Here is an 18928-nt window from a genome sequence, read left to right as displayed (position 1 = left end):
GAACTCGCAGCAGTGATGATCCCGCGGTGCCCGCCTGGGTACTGCGCGTCGTGCTCGCCGGCGCGGTGCTGGTGCTCGTCGGCGCGGCGACCCCGCCGGGAGCGGTCGCGGTCGCGAACGTGCAGTACTTCCTCAACTTCTACGCGGGCGTCTTCGCGCTCGTCTCCTACACCACCGCCGTGATGTGCGGGCTGCTCGCCACCGAGCGGCTGATCCTGAAGATCCGGCACCGGGTGCTCGCGCAGGCGGTGCACCGCGCCGCCGCCGTGGTGGCGACGGCGATGCTGGCCGCGCACGTCTCGGTGAAGGTGATGAACGGGCTCGCGCAGCCGCTCAACATCGTCGTCCCGGACGGCGGCGCCGTCGGGCTCGGCACCATCGCGGCGGAGTTGATGGTGCTCGTCCTGGTCACCGGGATGGTGCGGGCGCGGTTCGCGGGGCGCGGCAAGACCTGGATGTGGCGGTCCATGCACGTGCTCGCCTACATCGCCTGGCCGATGGCGATCGTGCACGGCCTCATCACCGGCCGCGCCGCCGCGAACTGGGTGGTGCTCAGCTACGTGATGAGCGTGGTGCTCGTCGTGCTGGCCCTCGTCACCCGCATGATCGTGGTGATCAAGCCGCGGGACGTGCCCCGCGCCGGCGACGAGGTCGACGCGTTCACGCTGCCGGACGGCGCCGGGCGCGCCCGCTACCGGCGCCAGATGGCCGAGCGCGAGCACGAGGAGGGCCGCGCCGCCGCGGCCGCCCGCGACGCCGCCGGCCGCGGGTTCGGCGACCGGCACGGCTACGACGACGCCTACGACGACCCGCGCCGCACCGTCTCCGACCCGCGCGGCCTGCCGGTCACCGGGCAGGGACGTGACACCGAGGTCATGCGATGACGTCGACCGTCACCGTCTCGGGCATCGGCGGCCCCCGCCTGACGCTCGGGTTCGACCGGTTCGACCGGCTCGACATCGACCGGCACCTGGCGGTGCACGGCAAGCTCCGCGCGCCGGGGCTGGACGACCTCGTCCGCATGGCCGAGCAGGTCGACATGCGGGGGCGCGGCGGGGCCGGCTTCCCGTTCGCCCGCAAGCTGATGGCGGTCGCGGCGCGGATCAAGCACCCGACCGCCGACCAGACCGCGCTGCTGCCCGGCGAGCGGGCCGACGAGCGCGGCTCCAGCGAGAACGTCGTCGTGGTCGTGAACGGCGCGGAGGGCGAGCCGGGCAGCTCCAAGGACAAGGTGCTGCTCTGCCGCGCCCCGCACCTCGTCCTGGACGGCGCGCAGATCGCCGCGTCCGCGCTCGGCACGCAGCGGATCGTGGTGGCCGTCGAGGACGACGAGGCGGCCCGCTCGGTCCGCGCCGCGATCAGCGAGCGGCGGATGCCGGCCCGCGTCGTCCGGCTGACCGAGCGGTTCATCTCCGGGGAGAGCGGCGCGGTGATCCGCGCGATCAACGGGGAGACGCCGATCCCGCCGGGCGTGAAGGTCCGCGCGTCCGACTCCGGGGTGGACGGCTTCCCGACGCTGCTGTCCAACACCGAGACGTTCGCGCAGCTCGCGGTGCTGGTGTCGCTCGGCCCCGACCTGTACGCCTCGGCCGGGACGGAGGACGAGCCCGGCACCACGCTGCTCACGGTCGGCGGCACCCAGGTCGTGGAGGCGCCGTACGGGACGCCGCTGCAGGCCGTCCTCGACCACTGCCAGGTGCCGCCGTCGCCGGGCGTGCTCGTCGGCGGGTACCACGGCATGTGGCTCGACCCGGCCGCGGTGGCGCGGGCCGTGCTGTCGCGCGCCGGGATGCGGCGCGTCGGCGGGACGGTCGGCGCCGGCATCATCCTGCCGCTCACGCAGGGCACCTGCCCGCTCGGCGAGGTCACCCGGATCGCCTCCTACATGGCGGCGCAGTCGTCCGGGCAGTGCGGGCCGTGCCGGCTCGGGCTGCCCGACGTCGTCCGGTCGCTGAACGCGCTCACCGAGGGCGCCGGGACGGTCGAGGACGTCCGCCGCGCCGCCGCCGTGGGTCGGGGCCGCGGCGCCTGCACCCACCCGGACGGGACCGCCAAGTTCGTGGTGTCGGCGATGGAGGCGTTCGGCGCCGACATCGACGCGCACCGGTGGGGCGGCGGCTGCGGCCTGTCGACCTACGGCGTGCTGCCGCTCCCGGTGCCGGACGGCTCGGAGGGGCGGATAGCGATCGACTGGAGCCGCTGCGACGGGCACGGCCTGTGCGCCTACCTCGTCCCCGAGCTGATCCAGCTCGACCGCTACGGCTTCCCCGTGGTGCTCGGCACCGAGATCCCCGCGTGGATGGAGAAGGACGTGCAGAAGGCGGTCGCGATGTGCCCCGCATTGGCGCTTCGCGTCGTCGACGGCGTCCATGGAGCGCCGTCGCGCCGGTGAGGCGCGGGCGCAGAAGAAATGACGAAAAGTGGACATGGTTGAACCCCCGAACCAACGCGGTGCGTATTGACGGCCAGACCCGCGTCGCGTCCGTCGAAACGATCCTGAGAGGAGGAAGGTGATCATGGGGAAGGCATACGGAATGGCTGGAATGCGCAGAATCCCGCGCCCGGTCAGAGGGCGTCTCCTCCTGATTCTGACGGTCGTCGCCGCCGGGGCGGCCGCATTCGTGGTCTTCATGAATCCGGTCGGCGTCCCCGCCAGCGGCGCGGCCGGCCTCGGCGGCACCGTGAACACCAAGTGGGGACGGCTGAGCGCCCTGGACAGGACGGTGCTCGTCAAGGTCAGGCAGGCCAACCTGTGGGAGATGCCCGCGGGCCAGCAGGCCCAGCAGCGCGCCGCGTCCCCCCGGGTGCGCGAGGTCGCCGGGATCATCGCGTCCCAGCACCTGCAGCTGGACGCCGCCACCCGCGCCGTCGCGCAGCAGCTGGGCGTACTCCTCCCCGTCGAGCCCAACGGGTCGCAGAAGAGCTGGCTGAGAGAAATGTCGGGCAAGTTCGGCGCCGATTACGACAAGACCTTCGTGCTGAGGCTCCGCGCCGCGCACGGGCAGGTGTTCCAGCTCCTCGCCAAGGCCCGCGCGCAGACCGAGAACACCGTGATGCGGACGTTCATCGAGAGCGGAATGAAATTCGTGAACACGCATATCTCGCTGCTGGAGAGCACCGGGCTGGTTCCCCGGCGCGCGCTGCACTGACCCACACATCCCACCCCGCAAAGGGAGCACTCTTCCATGGGACGAAAGAAGAAAGCCTTCGCCGTGCTGATCCCGGCGCTCGCCCTCGCCGCGACGGCCTGCCAGGAGACCCCCGGCGCCGTGGCGCAGCCGGGCGGCCCGCAGCCGGTCAAGACCGCCAGTCCCGCCGCCTATCCGGGACAGCCGGCCGACGGCAACGCCGGCTCCGGAATTCCCAACCTCCAGGGCGGGGGGCAGCAGAACAACGGCGGCGTGCAGCAGAACGGCGGCCAGAACTACGGCCAGCCGACCGCGCAGCCCCCCGCGCAGCCCACCGCCGAGCCCACCGCCGAGCCCACCGCCCAGCCGACCGACGGCACGGGCGGCGGCCAGCAGAACGACGGCCAGATGGGCGACGGCGGTCAGATGAATGACGGCGGTCAGATGGGCGACGGCGGCCAGATGAACGACGGCGGTCAGATGAACGACGGCCAGAACGGAGACCAGGGGAACGGCGGTCAGAACGGCGACCAGGGCAATGGCGGTCAGAACGGCGACCAGGGCAACCAGCCGCCGCCCAACCCGGAACTGCGCGCCGACCAGTTCGTCGACATCCGCAAGGCGCCCCGCGTCCGGCAGCCGCGCCGCACCCGGCAGGCGTCCACCGGCGTGTTCGCGTCCGAGTGCGGCGTGAACGAGGGCCAGGCGCACAGCAACCCCGACAACGTGCTCGCGGCGCCCGGCGTCGTGAACGGCGCGCACCACATCCACGACTACGTCGGCAACCTCGACACGAACGCCTTCTCCACCGACGAGACGTTCGCCGCGGCGGGGACGACCTGCACCAACGGCGACAAGTCGGCCTACTTCTGGCCGGTGATCCGGCTCCGCGACGGCCAGGACACCTCCGACCGGGCCGAGCAGAGCACCGCGGACGGCAACGTCGGCAGCATCGTCACCCCGTCCAGCGTGAAGCTCCAGTTCCTCGGCAACCCGCGCAGCAAGGTGACCGCGGCGCCGCAGTTCATCCGGATCGCGACCGGTGACGCCAAGGCCGTGACGAACGGCCTGAAGAACGCCCACGCGTCGTGGACGTGCAGCGGCTTCGAGAACCGGGCGTTCACCGACAAGTACCCCCTCTGCCCCTCCGGCAGCAAGGTGGAGCGCGTGCTGAACTTCCCCGGCTGCTGGGACGGCCAGAACACCGACAGCGCCAACCACCGCGACCACGTCGCGTTCGCCGACGCGCGGACGGGCGCCTGCCCGCAGGGGTTCAAGGCCATCCCGCAACTGCGGATGACGCTGGCCTACGACGTGCCCGCGAAGCCCCTCGCGTTCGCGCTGGACAGCTTCCCCGAGTCGGGCCACGACCCGGTGACCGACCACGGCGACTTCATCAACGTGATGGGCGAGCAGCTGATGCAGCAGGCCGTCACGGCCATCAACAAGGGCGCGCGCACGACCGGCAGGCGCCGCTGACCCCGTCCCCGCGCCCGGACGGGTCCGGGCGGCCGGGGCGCACTCCGCAAACGCGGCCGGTGAGGGCGGACCTCACCGGCCGCGTCCGCGCGCGTCCGGCGCCCCGGCGGCCTACGATCGCGGTATGGACATCGTGATCGCGGGCGGGCACGGGCAGATCGCGCTGCGGCTGGCCCGGCTGCTGGCCGCACGGGGGGACACCGTACGCGGCATCATCCGCAACCCCGGCCACGCCGCCGACGTCCGGGACGCCGGCGCCGAGCCGGTCGTGTGCGACCTGGAGGCCGCGGGCACGGCCGAGGTCGCGGGCCACCTGGCGGGCGCGGACGCCGTCGTGTTCGCCGCCGGCGCGGGCCCCGGCAGCGGCGCCGCCCGCAAGGACACCGTCGACCGGGCCGCGTCCGTGCTGACGGCGGACGCCGCCGAGCGCGCCGGCGTGCGCGACTTCGTGCAGATCTCCGCGATGGGCGCCGGCGAGAAGACGGCACCGGGGCGCGGCGAGGTCTGGAACGCCTACATCCGGGCCAAGGGCGAGGCCGAGGACGACCTGCGCGACCGCGACGCCCTCGACTGGCTGATCCTGCGCCCCGGCCGGCTCACCGACGACCCGGGCACCGGGCTGGTGCGGCTGGAGGAGCCGCCGATCGGGCACGGCGCGGTGACCCGCGACGACGTGGCGGCGGTCATCGCGGCGCTGCTCGGCGCCCCCGGCGTCCGCCGCCGCACGCTCGACCTGCTGAACGGCGGCACCCCGGTCGAGGACGCCGTCGCGTCCCTCTGCTGACCCGCCCGGCGACCCCGGGAGACCCCGCCGGCTACGCGGTGTAGAGCGACTCGATCTCGTCGGCGAAGTCCTTCATCACGACGTTGCGCTTCACCTTCAGGCTCGGCGTCATGTGGCCGGCCTCCTCGGTGAAGTCGACGCCGAGGATGACGTACTTCTTGATCGCCTCGGCGTGGCTGACCGACGTGTTGGCGGCGGCGACCGCGGCCTCGATCTCCGCGATGACGTCGGGGTCGCGGCGCAGGTCGTCCACGCTCATCGCCGCGGGTTTGCCGTGCTGGGCCTTCCACGGGCCGAGCGCCTCCTCGTCCAGCGTGACGAGGGCGCTGATGAACTTGCGGCCGTCGCCGACGACGAGGCACTGGCTGATCAGCGGGTGCGCGCGCAGCCGGTCCTCCAGCGGCGCGGGCGCCACGTTCTTGCCGGCCGCGGTGACGAGGATCTCCTTCTTGCGGCCGGTGATCCGCAGGAAGCCGTCCTCGTCGAGGGAGCCGAGGTCGCCGGTGTGGAACCAGCCGTCCTCCAGCGCCTCCTTGGTGGCGGCCTCGTTGTTCCAGTAGCCGCGCAGGACGTTGATGCCGCGGACGAGGACCTCGCCGTCCTCGGCGATGCGGATGTCCACGCCCGGGATCGGCCGGCCCACCGTGCCGATCTTGATGGCGGTGGGGCGGTTGACGCTGGCGGGCGCGGTCGTCTCGGTGAGCCCGTAGCCCTCCAGGATCGTGATGCCGACGCCGCGGAAGAAGTGCCCGAGGCGCTCGCCGAGCGCGGCGCCGCCGGACACCGCGTACTGCACCCTGCCGCCGACGGCGGCGCGCAGCTTCCCGTACACCAGGACGTCGAAGACCTTGTGCTTGGCCCTGAGCCCGAGCCCGGGGCCGCCCGCGTCGAGCGCGCGGCTGTAGGCGACGGCGGTCTCGGCCGCCGCCTTGAAGACCTTGCCCTTGCCGTCCGCCGCGGCCTTCTGCTCGGCGCCGTTGTAGACCTTCTCGAACACGCGCGGGACGGCGAGCAGGAACGTCGGCCGGAACGAGGCGAGGTCGGGCAGCAGGCTCGGGATGTCGCTGTGCCCGAGGACGATGCCGCCCTCGATCGTCGCGACCTCGATCAGCCGCGCGAACACGTGCGCGAGCGGCAGGAACAGCAGCGTGGAGCTGCCCTCCACGGCGACCTCGGCGATCGCGCCCTGCACGGCGTTGCGGGCGGTCGACACGAGGTTCCCGTGGGTGATCTCGCAGCCCTTGGGGCGCCCGGTCGTGCCGGAGGTGTAGACGAGCGTGGCGACGTCGGCGGCCGTGCGGGACCGGCGGCGCTCCTCGATCACGTCGTCGCCGACGTCCGCGCCGAGCCGGACGACCTCGTCCACGCCGCCCGCGTCGATGCCCCACACGTGCGCGAGGCCCGGCAGCGCGCCGCGGACCTCCGCGAGTCGCGCCTCGTGCTCGGCGGTCTCGGCGAACACGGCCTTGGCGCCGGAGTCGCCGACGATCCACTCGATCTGCTCGGCGGACGAGGTCTCGTAGATGGGGACGGAGACGGCGCCGGCCGTCCAGATCGCGTAGTCGAGGACGGTCCACTCGTAGCGCGTCCGCGACAGCAGGCACACCCGGTCGCCGGCCTCGATCCCCGCCGCTGCCAGGCCCTTGGCGGCCGCGGTGATCTCGGCCGCGAACTCGGAGGCGGTGACCGCGCTCCACGCGCTCCCCTCGCCCGCGCCGGTCCGGCGGCGCGCGACGATCGCGCCGGGCTCCTCGGCCGCCCTGGTGAAGGGGGCGTCGGTCAGATTGGCGGAGTCGGGGACCTCCACCATCGCGGGGACGCTGAACTCGCGCACGGCCCACTCCTGTAGTCGGTCTTCCAGATCGGCGGGAAGTCTGCGGAGGCTTCTCCGCACACGAATGATACCCATGAGTAGGGATTTCGCCCGTCACCTGGCCGTGCCCGCCCGTCGCGCGGGCCGTTCGGCGCCCGGGTTAACGGCACGGCAAAGACCGCCCGCCGTCCCGTGGCGGCGGCCGCGCGTCGCCTACTCTTGACCCGGTCGCACAACGGGAACGGTTCGGGGGATGGCCATGTCGCTGCTCGAAGTGATCGCGCTGACCGCGGACGACGCGCGGGCGGCGCAGGACGGCGGCGCCGACCGGATCGAGGTCGTCGCCGACATGGCCGCCGACGGGCTCACCCCCGACCCCGACCTGGTCGCCGCGATCAGGGCCGCCGCGACGCTGCCGATGCGGGTGATGCTGCGCGCCAACGCCGGCTTCCGCACCACCGGAGCCGAGCTGGACCGGCTCCGCCGCGCCGCCGCCGACCTCGCCGCCGCGGGCGCGGACGGGTTCGTGCTCGGCTTCCTCGACTCCGCCGGCCAGATCGACGCCGCCGCCACCGGCAAGCTCGCCGCCGTCGCAGCCCCGCTGCCCTGGACGTTCCACCGCGCGCTCGACCACGCCGCCGAACCCGTCCAGGCGTGGCGCACGGTCCGGCACCTCGGCGGCGGGCTCGACACCGTCCTCACCGCCGGGTCGGCGCGCGGCGTCGACGCGGGCGTGGACGTGCTGGTCCGGCGCGCCACCGAGGACCCGGACGCGGCCGGGATGATCATGGCGGGGGGCGGGCTGCGCCGCAAGCACGTCGCGGTCCTCGCCGCCGCCGGCGTCACCGCCTTCCACGTGGGCGCCGCCGTCCGCCCGGACGGCGCCTGGGACGCCCCCGTCGACCCGGCGCTCGTGCGCGAGTGGCGCTCGCTGGTGTCCGCGGCCGCCGGCTGACCCGCCCGCTCTTGCGGGCGGTCCGCACTATTACAGTCGGTTCATGCGGATCCACGTGGTGAGCGACGTCCATGGCCGCGCGGACGCGCTGCGCAGCGCCGCCGTCGGCGCCGACGCCCTCGTCTGCCTGGGCGACCTGATCCTGTTCATCGACTACCAGGACCACGGGCAGGGGATCTTCGCCGACCTGTTCGGCCAGGAGAACGCCGACCGCTTCATCGCGCTGCGGACCGAGAAGCGCTTCGACGACGCGCGCGCGTTCTCCCGCGGCCTGTGGGCGTCGCTGGAGGGCGACGCGTGGCCGCACATCGAGCGCGCCGTCGACCGGCAGTACGCCGAGCTGTTCGCGGCCATGCCGTCCCCGGCGTACCTGACGTACGGGAACGTCGACGTGCCGCGCATGTGGGGCCCGCACCTGCGCGACGGCCACCGCGTCCTGGACGGGGAGACCGCCGAGATCGGCGGCCTGCGGTTCGGGTTCGTCGGCGGCGGCCTCCGCACCGAGTACCGCACCCCCTACGAGCTGGACGAGGAGACCTTCGCCGCCAAGGTCGAGGCCGTCGGCGAGGTCGACGTGCTGTGCTCGCACATCCCGCCCGCCGTCCCCGACCTGCTGTACGACACGGTGGCGCGCCGGTTCGAGCGGGGCAGCGAGGCGCTCCTGGAGGCGATCCGCCGGACGCAGCCGAGGTACGCGCTGTTCGGGCACGTCCACCAGCCGCTCGCGGGCCGCACCCGGATCGGCCGCACCGAATGCGTCAACGTCGGCCACTTCCGCGCCCGCGGCGTTCCGTACGTCCTCACGGTGTGACGGATACCGTCGTCGGTACGACAGCGGGCCCGCGCGCGGGCCCGAGGAGCCGGAGGGAGACGCAGATGGCGGACCGCACGAGTTCGTCCACCACGGTCAAGGCCGGGAAGGCCGAGATCATGGCGGTGATCGCCGACCTGGAGGCCTACCCGGAGTGGGCGAGCGGCATCCGCGGGTTCACCGTGCAGGAGACCGGCGAGGACGGCCGCGCCGCGCGCGCCAGGCTGACCTTCGACGGCGGCCCGTTCAGCGACACCGTCGGCCTCGCCTACACCTGGGAGGGCGACGACCGGGTGACGTGGACGCTGGTGGAGCCGGGCAACGTCGTGACCGGCCTGCACGGCTCCTACGCCCTCGCCGAGCGGGACGGCGCCACCGAGGTGACCTACGAGCTCGCCGTGGACGTCCGCGTCCCGCTCATCGGCATGGTGAAGCGCAAGGCCGAGAAGCGGATCATCGACTCGGCCCTCAAGGGGCTCAAGCGCCACATGGAGCGCTGACCGCGCGGTCCCGGGGCCGGCCGAAGAGGAGATACCGTGCACGCCGGTGCCGGGGGATGATGGAGGCGGCGGCGGGGCATGGGACCGTGCCAAACCGCCGGTATCGGGTAGTGGGGTAGTGGCTCCAGCCGGGGCGCGCGAGGAGGAGGAAGCGTTACATGGCCCTGACCATCGGCGTGGATGTGGGCGGCACCAAGGTGGCCGCGGGGGTCGTCGACGACCGCGGGACGATACTGGAGAAGGTCCGCCGGCCGACGCCTTCGACGAACCCGAAGGAGACCGCCGAGACCATCGCCGAGGTCGTCGAACTGCTGAAGGGCAAGTACGACGAGGTGTCGGCGGTCGGCCTCGGCACCGCGGGCTTCGTCGACGAGGCCCGCGCCACGGTGCTGTTCGCGCCGAACCTCGCCTGGCGGGACGAGCCGATCAAGGAGAAGGTCGAGAGCCTGGTCGGGCTGCCGGTCGTCGTGGAGAACGACGGCAACGCGACCGCCTGGGGCGAGGCCCGGTTCGGCGCCGGCCGCGGGGAGAACTTCCTCGTCCTGGTGGCGCTCGGCACCGGCATCGGCGGCGGCATCATCATCAACGGCGAGCTCTACCGGGGCGCGTTCGGCATCGGCGCCGAGATGGGGCACTTCCGGGTCGTCCCGGACGGGCGCCGCTGCGGCTGCGGCAACCGCGGCTGCTGGGAGCAGTACGCCAGCGGCAACGCCCTGGTGCACGAGGCCCGCGACCTGGCCCGGGTGGCGCCCGCGATGGCGGGGCGGCTGCTGGAGCTCGGCGGCGGCCGGCCGGAGGGCATCAGCGGCCCCGAGGTGTCGCAGGCCGCCCGCGAGGGCGACAAGGCGGCGCTGGAGTGCTTCCGCACCATCGCGCACTGGGCGGGCCAGGGCCTCGCCGACCTGTCCGCCATCCTGGACCCGGGCGCGTTCATCATCGGCGGCGGCCTGTCGGACGCCGGGGACCTGCTCCTCGACCCGATCCGGTCGGCGTTCGAGGACGCGCTGACCGGACGCGGCCACCGCCCGCTGCCCGACATCCGCATCGCCGAGCTGGGCTCGGCGGCGGGCATCGTCGGCGCCGCCGACCTCGCCCGCGTCCGGCCCTTCCAGGACGTGGTCGTCTAGGCGTGGCCGCCGTCCGGGTGCAGAGCTACAACGTGCGGTCGCTGCGCGACGACCCGGCCGCGGTGACCCGCGTCGTCCGCGCCCTGGCCCCGGACGTGCTCTGCCTCCAGGAGGTCCCGCGCTTCGGGGCCTGGCGGCTGAGGCGCCGCCGCCTGGCGAACGCCTGCGGCATGAAGATCGCGGCAGGGCGGCGGGCCTGCGGGCTCGCCGTCCTCACCGCCCCCCGCGTCCGCCGCGAGGCCCGCGAGTTCCACCTGCTGACCCCCGACCCGGACCTGCACCGCCGAGCCCTGGCGATCGCCGTCCTGGAAATGGACGGCACCCGCCTGATAGTCGCGAGCACCCACCTGGACCTGAAGAAGGGCCCCCGCCGCCGCCACGTCGAGGAGATCCTCACCCACCTCGACCGCGCCCGCACCCGCTACGGCGCCCCCGTCGTCCTGGCCGGCGACATCAACGAGGAACCGGGCGGCGCGTCCTGGACCCGCCTGACCGAACGTTTCCAGGACGCCTACGAAACGGCCCCCGCCGGCGGAGAACTCACCTTCTCGTCCCGCGACCCGACCCGCCGGATAGACGGCGTCTTCACCGACCCCGCCATCCGAATCAAGGCCGCAGGCGTCCCCGCCGACGAGGCCATCGCACGCGACTACCCGACGGCGACCGACCACCGCCCCCTCACGGCCGACCTGGACGTCCCCAGCTGAGCGCTAGACGACGGCTCCGTCGTCGGGGTCGCGGGGTTCGTCGCCCATGCGGAGGACGAGGGTGACGAAGCCGCCGATGAAGGCGGCGACGGCGAGGAAGGCGGCCCAGCCGGGGACCTCCCAGTCGAGGATGACGGTGATGAGCAGGTAGACGGGACCGCCGATCAGCGCGAGCCAGGCGCCGCGGGTGAGCGGGTCGGCGGCCGGCAGCGGCGGGGGAGGGGGCGGCACGTAGTGCTCCTCCTCGCCGTCGTCCGCGGGGAACTCGGGCGTCTCCGCGGGCTTGATCACGCGGACGCGGGGGAGGCGGCCGGTGCGGTCGTCGCCCTCCCGCGGGGGGTCCGCGGGCTCGCGGACGTTCTCCTCCTCGGGCCAGGGGACGTCGTCGCCCTCGGGCCCGGAGTCGAACCCGGCGACGATCTCGGCCCAGATCGCGTCCTCGTCCAGTTCGGCGGGGCCGCCCGCGTCCTTGGCGTCGGGGGCGGGGCCGCCGGAGCCGGCGAGGCCGGCGTCGGCGCGGTCGGCGGTGCCGGTGCGCCCGGCCGGTTCGGCGGGTTCGGCGCGCCCCTCGTCGGAGCCGCGCGCGGAGGCGTCGCGGAGCCGGGCGAGGTGGACCCGCAGGATGCCCTCGGCGGTGGGCTTCATGTCGACGTCCACGTAGAGCCGGTCGAGGACGTCGCCCGACACGGGCTCGGCGGCCGGCTCGGCGAGCTCGGGCAGGCCGGACGGCGAGGTCGCGTAGGCGGCCACCCCGGCCTCGCCGAGCGCCGTGAGCATGGCGTCGGCCAGGTGCGGGGCGAGGTCGACCAGCGGGGCGTAGGTGTCGGCCGTCAGTCCATTGCCACGGCGATTCACGGGGCCGGCTCCTTCGACGACTCCGGCGTGGCCGGCTGCAGCGGCATGGCGGCCTCCGCTCCCCCAACGACAGTACGGTGCCCGGTCGCGCGCGCGGCGGACCGCGGCGCTCCCGGACACCCCGAAACGTGTGTCCCACGGTATTCGCTGCGCCGCGCGGGACAAGCCCCCCGGCGCACCCGATTGAGATTCACCGTTCAGAGCCTACGTTCAATCGGGCCCCCGCCGCCGCGCGGGCCGCGTCCCGATCAGGGGTACCGGCCGGTAGAAGGGCGGGACGGGGAGTGGGAGGATGTCTCATCATCTCCCCGTCGGCCAGGACCGGCCGCGCCCGCCCTGACGGCGCCGGTCCGAGGAAGGTGCCCGCATGCTGTGGTTCTGGATCCTGCTCAGGATCGTCCTGTCGCCGATCCTGTACCTCGGCTGGTGGCCGCGGAACAAGGGCCGGCGCAACGTCCCGCTGCGGGGACCGGCGCTGATGGTGAGCAACCACCTGTCGTTCGCCGACCACTTCTTCGGGCCGCTGCCCCTGCTGCGCCCGATCTTCTTCATCGGCAAGGGCGAGTACTTCACCGGCAAGGGGATCAAAGGGCTGATCAGCAAAGGGTTCTTCACCGGGGTGGGCGTCGTGCCGGTCGACCGCACCGGCGGGGACGCGGCCGAGGCGGCGCTGCAGACGGGGCTGCGGATCCTCGGCGAGGGCAAGCTGCTCGGCATCTACCCCGAGGGCACCCGGGCGCCCGACAACCGGTTGTACCGGGGCAAGACGGGGGTGGCGCGGCTGGCGCTGAAGTCCCGCGTCCCGGTGATCCCGATGGCGATGATCAACACGTTCGAGCTGATGCCGCCCGGCCGGCCGCTGCCGCGGCTCGGCGTCCGGCCCGGCGTGCGGTTCGGCGAGCCGATGGACTTCTCCCGCTTCTACGGGCGCGAGGACGACCACGAGGTGCTGCGCGAGATCACCGACGAGATCATGATGGCGATCCGGGAGCTGTCCGGGCAGGAGTACGTCGACCGGTACGCCGCCGAGGTGAAGGCGGAGATGGCCGGCAAGACGGTGCGGCCGGTGGTGGACGACGGCGGCCTGAGCGACCAGGGCTAGGGATGGCGGGCCTGGAGGTCGCGCTGTGGCGGGCCGTGGCCGTCTACCGCGGCCTCGCGCTGGTCTACGCCGCGGTCGTGATCGCCATGAACGCGGGCGGCTACGCCCATCCGGCCGGCGGCTGGGCCGTCCTCGCCGCCATGACCGTCTGGACCGGCTACGCCGCCCTGGCGTTCGGCGACCCGCGCCGGCGCGGCCGGCCGCTGCTGGCCGCGGACCTCGCCGTCGCCGCGGCGTGCGTGCTGGCGACGGCGTGGGTGGAGTCGGCCGCGAACATCGCCGCCGGGCGCCCCACGCTCCCGGTGTCGTGGGTCGCGGCGGCGGTCCTGTCGTGGGCGGTCGCGGGCGGGCGGCGGCTCGGCCTCACCGCCGCGCTCGTCCTCGCCGCGGCGAACCTGCTGGTCCACGCGATCGCCGGGACGAGCGGCGGCATCGGCGACACCACGTTCAACGGCATCGTGCTGCTGCTCCTCGCCGGGCTCGTCGTCGGGCACGTCGTCCGGCTCGCGCGGGAGGCCGAGGCGCGGCTGGCGCGCGCCGTGGAGCTGGAGTCGGCGAACCGGGAGCGGGAGCGGCTCGCCCGCCGCATCCACGACTCGGTGCTGCAGGTCCTCGCCATGGTGCAGCGGCGCGGCGGCGAACTCGGCGGGGAGGCGGCGGAGCTGGGCCGCCTCGCCGGCGAGCAGGAGGCCGCGCTGCGCGCCCTCATCGGCACCGCCCCGGCGCCGCCGCCGCGCGTCCCGGACGCCGACGCCGACCTGCGGCCGCTGCTGACCGCGCACGCGTCCACGTCCGTCACCGTCTCGACGCCCGCGACGGAGGTGCCGCTTCCCGCGCACGCCGCCCGCGAGGTCGCGGCCGCCGTGGCGGCGGCCCTCGACAACGTCGCGCGGCACTGCGGCGACGGCGCCCGCGCCTGGGTCCTGCTGGAGGACGGCGGCGGCGAGGTCACCGTCAGCGTCCGCGACGACGGCCCCGGCATGCCCGACGGCCGGCTGGACGAGGCCGCCGCCGGCGGCCGGCTCGGCGTCGCGCAGTCCATCCGGGGCCGCGTGACCGACCTCGGCGGCACCGTGGTGGTCTTCTCCGCGGCCGGCGAGGGCACCGAGATCGAGATGACCGTGCCGCGCCGCCCGGTTCGTCCGGCTTAGGGTGTGGGCGTGAGCCTGCGAGTCATGGTCGTGGACGACCACCCGATGTGGCGCGAGGCCGTCGCCCGCGACCTCACCGAGGCCGGGCACGCGGTGGTCGCGACCGCCGGCGAGGGCCGCGCCGCCGTCCGCATCGCGGCCGCCGCGCGCCCCGAGGTCGCCGTCGTCGACCTCCAGCTGCCCGACATCAGCGGCGTCGAGGTGACCCGGCACCTGGCCGCCGCCGACCCGCCCGTCCGGGTGCTGGTGCTGTCGGCGAGCGGCGAGCAGCAGGACGTCCTGGAGGCGGTGAAGGCGGGCGCCACCGGCTACCTGCTGAAGTCCGCCGCCCGCGAGGAGTTCCTGGACGCCGTCCGCCGCACCGGCGAGGGCGACGCCGTCTTCACCCCCGGCCTCGCGGGCCTCGTCCTCGGCGAGTACCGCCGCCTCGCCGCCGCGCCCGCCCGCGAGGACGACGACGCGCCCCGCCTCACCGACCGCGAGACCGAGGTCCTGCGCCTCGTCGCCAAGGGCCTGACGTACAAGCAGATCGCGCAGCGCCTCGTCCTGTCCCACCGGACGGTCCAGAACCACGTGCAGAACACCCTCGGCAAGCTGCAACTCCACAACCGCGTCGAACTCGTCCGCTACGCCATCGAGAAGGGCCTCGACCAAGAGGACTAGCCCGGCCCGCCCCGGCGCGAACCGCGGCGCGGCCTCCCGTGGCTGATCGTCGGCGGCTGGTCGCCGAGGACGGGAGGGCACGGTGAAGGAAGGCGGATCTGCCCTCGCGGCGGGGATCTTCGCGGTCCACGTCCTGGTGGCCGTTGCACTGCTCATGATCCTGTGGGGCGTGCGGAGGCGGCTCGTGCGGGGCCGCCCTCCGACGCGCGACCTGCGCCCCTACGAGATCGCCTACCTGGGCGGCCTGGACCTCGGGGCGGTCGCCGCCTCGCTCGCGGCGCTGCTGCTGGACGGCGCGATCGAGGCCCGCGCCGACGGCCGGCTCGCGGCGACCGGGACGTCCTCGGGCGGGCCCGGCGAACCCCTGGACGCGGCGATCCCGGGGCGTGCTCGCCGACGGCCGGAGCCGGACGCTCGGCGAACTCACCGGCGAGCCGGCCGTCCGGGCCGAACTCGACCGGCTCCGCGACGGGCTGGGCGAGCAGCGGCTGATGCTCCACCGGGTACGACGGGGGCCTCGTCGCGGTGTTCTCGCTGATACCCGTCGGAGGGTTCCTGGCCTTGATGGGCCTCGGGCTCGGCGGCGCCTTCACCGAGCAGACGGCGGAGGGCGAGCGGGCCCTCGCACGGGCCAGGGAGGTGAATGCGGATCTCGCCCCTGGCACCGTGCCGTCCTACGCCGAGCTGGACGGTTCCGCAGTCGCGATGGGCGTCGCGGTCTTCGGGAGGGAGGCGCTCCTGGCGTACGACCCGGTGTTCACCCAGACCGCGGGCCTCGGCCCCTACCGGAGGCGGTCCAGGACCACGGCGTCGTCGGGGTCCTCGGGCACGTCCTGCGCGGCGTCGGCGACGGTGTGCTCGACGATTTCGTGCGGAAGCGGCTGCGGTGGCGGCGGCGCAGGAGGCGCTCGTGCTCGCCATGACCTCCGGCGCGCCGCTCCCGGACGGCTTCGACGCCGCCGCGGTCGACGCCGCCGCGCACGGCATCCTGCTCAAGCGGGCCGGCGAGGCCGCCCGCGCCTGGCCCGCGCTCGCCGCGTCCTACGGGACGTCCTGGCGGGCGGCGTTCACCGGCTGGGCCGCCGAGCGGCCCACCCGCGGCTCATTCCGGGACGGGTGGGACTTCGCGCGCGCCCACCGCGGCGATCTCGGCCCGGACGCGGCGCGGGAACTGGCGCTCGCCGAGGTCCGGTGGTCGTATGACGGCGAGTCCCCGCCGCGTCCCCGCAGGCTCGCCGCGCGGCGGACGCCCGGGGGAGTGGCCGTGCTGGTTCGCGGGTACGCCCGGGTCTTCGGGCGGGGCGCGTCCCGCCGACCGTGAGACGTCGGCGGAACGAGATGCCGCCGCCCGCGGCAGCGGCTATGGTCTAGACCAATGGCGGCGCACCGGGATCTTCCGGACGTGCGCCCGCCATGGCCCGAGCAGGTGAATCGAGGGAGGAGCCCGGTGGCGGGAGAAGGAGACGGCATGCGCGTCGGAGTGCTGACCGGTGGCGGCGACTGCCCCGGACTGAACGCGGTGATCCGCGCGGTCGTCCGCAAGGGCGTGCAGGTCTTCGGCTACGAGTTCGTGGGCTTCCGGGCCGGCTGGCGCGGGCCCCTCGAAGGCGACACCGTGGCCCTGGACGTGCAGGCCGTGCGCGGGATCCTGCCGCGCGGCGGGACGATCCTCGGCTCGTCCCGGACCAACCCGGTCAAGGTCGAGGGCGGCATAGAGCGGATCAAGGACAACCTCGCCGGCCTCGGCGTGGACGCCCTGATCGCCATCGGCGGCGAGGACACCCTCGGCGTCGCGCGCGAGCTGTACGCCAACGGCGTCAACGTCGTCGGCGTCCCGAAGACGATCGACAACGACCTGAACGCGACCGACTACACGTTCGGGTTCGACACCGCCGTGAACATCGGCATGGAGGCCGTCGACCGGCTGCACACCACCGCCGAGAGCCACCACCGCGCGCTGATCTGCGAGGTGATGGGCCGGCACGCGGGCTGGATAGCGCTGCACGTCGGGATGGCCGCCGGCGCCAACGTCATCCTCATCCCCGAGCGGCCCTTCGACATCGAGAAGGTCTGCCAGTACGTGGAGAGCCGGTTCAAGACCCGGTACGCGCCGATCATCGTCGTCTCCGAGGGCGCGCACCCCGTCGACGGGCAGATGCAGCTGCAGACCGGCGAGAAGGACGCGTTCGGGCACGTCCGGCTCGGCGGCATCGGCCAGGCCCTCGCCGACGAGATCGAGAAGCGCACCGGCAAGGAGGCCCGCGCCACCGTGCTCGGGCACATCCAGCGCGGCGGCACCCCCACCGCGTTCGACCGCGTCCTCGCCACCCGCTTCGGCCTCCAGGCCATCGACGCCGTCCGGGACGGCGACTACGGCAAGATGGTCGCGCTCCAGGGCACCGACATCGTCCGCGTCGGGCTGGACGAGGCGACCAAGGAGCTGAAGACCGTCCCGCTGGAGCGCTACGCCGAGGCCGAGGTCTTCTTCGGCTGACCGCGCCCTCCTGGCGGGAACACGCTTTCCGGGTCGCGGTGTTGCCCACTGTGGGCCACACTAGAAACGCACCCCAGACCTGTTCCCGCCAGGAGGACCACGCATGACCACGCTCGACACCGCGCCGGCGGACGTCCGGGAGCAGTCGCCGGTCGACGGCGAGCCGTGCGTGCTGCTCAAACTGGGCGAGGTCGTCCTCAAGGGCAGGAACCGCGAGCAGTTCGAGCGGCGCCTCGCCGACAACGTGCGGATGGCCGTCCGGCCGATCGCCCGCGTCGACGTCGTCCGCCGCCACGGCGTGTTCATCATCCGCAAGCACGATGCCGACCTCGCCACCATGGAGCGCGTCGCCCAGCGGGTGACCGACGTCATGGGAATCGTGTGGGCGCACCGCGCCTGGCGGGTCGGCAAGGACGTCGCCAGCGTCGAGCGCGCCGCCCTGGAGCTCATGGACGGCCGCACCGGCACGTTCGCCGTCCGGTCCCGGCGCCGCGACAAGCGCTTCCCGATGACCTCGATGGAGCTCGACCGGCACATCGGCGCCCTCGTCGCCCGGCGGTACGGCCAGCCCGTCAGCCTGAAGGACCCGCGGCACACCCTGTCGATCGAGGTCGACCGCGACGAGGTGTTCGTCTACTCCGGCGGACTGCCCGGCCAGGGCGGCCTCCCCGTCGGGATGAGCGGCCGCGCCCTCGTGCTGATGTCCGGCGGCATCGACTCGCCCGTCGCCGCCTACCGGATGATGCGCCGCGGCCTGCGCGTCGACTACCTGCACTTCTCCGGCATGCCGTTCACCGGCCCCGAGTCGATCTACAAGGCGTACGCGCTGGTCCGCGAGCTGGACAAGTTCCAGGGCGGGTCGCGGCTGTACGTCGTCCCGTTCGGCAAGGCGCAGCAGCAGATCAAGTCGTCCGGCGCCGACCGGCTCGCGGTGATCGCGCAGCGCCGGCTGATGCTGCGCACCGGCGAGGTCCTCGCCCGCCGCCGCCGCGACACCGCGCTCATCACCGGCGACGCGCTCGGCCAGGTGTCCAGCCAGACGCTCACCAACATCACCGCGCTGGACGACGCCGTGGAGCTGCCGATCCTGCGGCCCCTCGTCGGCATGGACAAGAGCGAGATCATGGACCAGGCGCGCCGCATCCGCACCCTGTCGATCTCCGAGCTGCCCGACGAGGACTGCTGCACGATGCTGGCGCCCCGCCGCGCCGAGACCAAGGCCAAGATCGACGACCTGCGCAGGATCGAGAAGCGCCTGGACGTCGACGAGCTGGCCGACCACCTCGCCGACTCCGTCCAGGAGCACCGCCCGGCCTACGCCGACCCGGCCTCGTGACCCCGCGCCCGCGCGCGTCCGGC

The 18928-nt window shown here is 74.0% G+C and carries 19 protein-coding genes; 17 read left to right on the top strand and 2 right to left on the bottom strand.

Going from position 1 to position 18928, the window contains the following annotated elements; translation table 11 throughout:
- Positions 1 to 26: 26 nt before the first annotated feature.
- The 5 genes from ABFX46_RS27605 to ABFX46_RS27585 all read left to right on the top strand — a co-directional run bounded on the left by ABFX46_RS27605 (position 27) and on the right by ABFX46_RS27585 (position 5391).
- Positions 27 to 884: a hypothetical protein gene (locus ABFX46_RS27605; protein ID WP_346046509.1), complete on the top strand. Its 858-nt coding sequence runs from the start codon at positions 27 to 29 to the stop codon at positions 882 to 884.
- A complete protein-coding gene (locus ABFX46_RS27600) occupies positions 881 to 2392 on the top strand; it encodes a ferredoxin (protein ID WP_346046507.1) in 1512 nt (503 codons plus the stop codon). Before ABFX46_RS27605 ends, ABFX46_RS27600 begins: the two co-directional genes overlap by 4 nt.
- 151 nt (positions 2393 to 2543) lie before the next feature.
- The gene (locus ABFX46_RS27595; RefSeq protein ID WP_346046506.1) at positions 2544 to 3149 is read left to right on the top strand and encodes a DUF4142 domain-containing protein; all 606 of its coding nucleotides are present in this window, start codon (positions 2544 to 2546) and stop codon (positions 3147 to 3149) included.
- A gap of 36 nt (positions 3150 to 3185) precedes the next feature.
- On the top strand, positions 3186 to 4607 hold the full coding sequence (locus ABFX46_RS27590; protein WP_346046504.1) for a DUF1996 domain-containing protein: 1422 nt from the start codon (positions 3186 to 3188) through the stop codon (positions 4605 to 4607).
- Positions 4608 to 4731: 124 nt separating this feature from the next.
- Positions 4732 to 5391 carry an NAD(P)H-binding protein gene (locus ABFX46_RS27585; protein ID WP_346046502.1) on the top strand — a complete coding sequence of 220 codons (660 nt, stop codon included), beginning with the start codon at positions 4732 to 4734 and terminating at the stop codon, positions 5389 to 5391.
- Between the two features lie 31 nt (positions 5392 to 5422).
- Here the strand turns inward: ABFX46_RS27585 and ABFX46_RS27580 are convergent, their stop codons facing one another.
- On the bottom strand, positions 5423 to 7225 hold the full coding sequence (locus tag ABFX46_RS27580; protein WP_346046500.1) for an AMP-dependent synthetase/ligase: 1803 nt from the start codon (positions 7223 to 7225) through the stop codon (positions 5423 to 5425).
- Positions 7226 to 7463: 238 nt separating this feature from the next.
- Here ABFX46_RS27580 and ABFX46_RS27575 point away from each other — a divergent pair, with 238 nt between their 5' ends.
- The 5 genes from ABFX46_RS27575 to ABFX46_RS27555 all read left to right on the top strand — a co-directional run bounded on the left by ABFX46_RS27575 (position 7464) and on the right by ABFX46_RS27555 (position 11304).
- Positions 7464 to 8159: a copper homeostasis protein CutC gene (locus tag ABFX46_RS27575; protein WP_346046498.1), complete on the top strand. Its 696-nt coding sequence runs from the start codon at positions 7464 to 7466 to the stop codon at positions 8157 to 8159.
- 43 nt (positions 8160 to 8202) lie between these two features.
- Complete coding sequence (locus tag ABFX46_RS27570) at positions 8203 to 8970, top strand: metallophosphoesterase family protein (RefSeq protein WP_346046496.1); 768 nt, start codon at positions 8203 to 8205, stop codon at positions 8968 to 8970.
- A 65-nt stretch (positions 8971 to 9035) separates the two neighbouring features.
- Positions 9036 to 9470, top strand: a complete 435-nt coding sequence (locus ABFX46_RS27565; protein WP_346046494.1) for an SRPBCC family protein — start codon at positions 9036 to 9038, stop codon at positions 9468 to 9470.
- 158 nt (positions 9471 to 9628) lie between these two features.
- Complete coding sequence (locus ABFX46_RS27560) at positions 9629 to 10597, top strand: ROK family glucokinase (protein ID WP_067631426.1); 969 nt, start codon at positions 9629 to 9631, stop codon at positions 10595 to 10597.
- A gap of 2 nt (positions 10598 to 10599) precedes the next feature.
- Positions 10600 to 11304: an endonuclease/exonuclease/phosphatase family protein gene (locus ABFX46_RS27555; RefSeq protein ID WP_346046493.1), complete on the top strand. Its 705-nt coding sequence runs from the start codon at positions 10600 to 10602 to the stop codon at positions 11302 to 11304.
- Positions 11305 to 11307: 3 nt separating this feature from the next.
- Here ABFX46_RS27555 and ABFX46_RS27550 read toward each other — a convergent pair whose 3' ends face one another.
- Positions 11308 to 12159 (bottom strand): ICP22 family protein, encoded by an 852-nt coding sequence (locus ABFX46_RS27550; RefSeq protein WP_346046492.1) that lies wholly within the window; start codon positions 12157 to 12159, stop codon positions 11308 to 11310.
- A gap of 367 nt (positions 12160 to 12526) precedes the next feature.
- On the opposite strand from ABFX46_RS27550, the gene ABFX46_RS27545 reads away from it, so the two are divergent.
- From ABFX46_RS27545 to thiI, 7 genes are all read left to right on the top strand, one after another.
- Positions 12527 to 13261, top strand: a complete 735-nt coding sequence (locus tag ABFX46_RS27545) for a lysophospholipid acyltransferase family protein (protein ID WP_346046490.1) — start codon at positions 12527 to 12529, stop codon at positions 13259 to 13261.
- 2 nt (positions 13262 to 13263) lie between these two features.
- On the top strand, positions 13264 to 14412 hold the full coding sequence (gene macS / locus ABFX46_RS27540; RefSeq protein WP_346046488.1) for a MacS family sensor histidine kinase: 1149 nt from the start codon (positions 13264 to 13266) through the stop codon (positions 14410 to 14412).
- A gap of 24 nt (positions 14413 to 14436) precedes the next feature.
- A complete protein-coding gene (locus ABFX46_RS27535; protein ID WP_346046548.1) occupies positions 14437 to 15075 on the top strand; it encodes a response regulator in 639 nt (212 codons plus the stop codon).
- 82 nt (positions 15076 to 15157) lie between these two features.
- Entirely contained in the window at positions 15158 to 15613 is a 456-nt protein-coding gene (locus ABFX46_RS27530; protein ID WP_346046486.1) for a TIGR04222 domain-containing membrane protein, read from the top strand.
- Positions 15614 to 15961: 348 nt separating this feature from the next.
- Positions 15962 to 16396 (top strand): SCO6045 C-terminal-like domain-containing protein, encoded by a 435-nt coding sequence (locus ABFX46_RS27525; RefSeq protein ID WP_346046484.1) that lies wholly within the window; start codon positions 15962 to 15964, stop codon positions 16394 to 16396.
- A gap of 147 nt (positions 16397 to 16543) precedes the next feature.
- Positions 16544 to 17569, top strand: coding sequence for a 6-phosphofructokinase (locus tag ABFX46_RS27520; protein WP_131940349.1), 1026 nt, complete (start codon positions 16544 to 16546; stop codon positions 17567 to 17569).
- A 103-nt stretch (positions 17570 to 17672) separates the two neighbouring features.
- Positions 17673 to 18905: a tRNA uracil 4-sulfurtransferase ThiI gene (gene thiI, locus ABFX46_RS27515; RefSeq protein ID WP_346046482.1), complete on the top strand. Its 1233-nt coding sequence runs from the start codon at positions 17673 to 17675 to the stop codon at positions 18903 to 18905.
- The last annotated feature ends 23 nt before the right edge of the window (positions 18906 to 18928 follow it).

Origin of the sequence: Actinomadura chokoriensis (assembly GCF_039529475.1) — a bacterium.
Lineage (GTDB): Bacteria > Actinomycetota > Actinomycetes > Streptosporangiales > Streptosporangiaceae > Spirillospora > Spirillospora bangladeshensis.
Note: the sequence above shows the minus strand (reverse complement) of the source record. Positions and strands in the feature narration are given on the sequence as shown.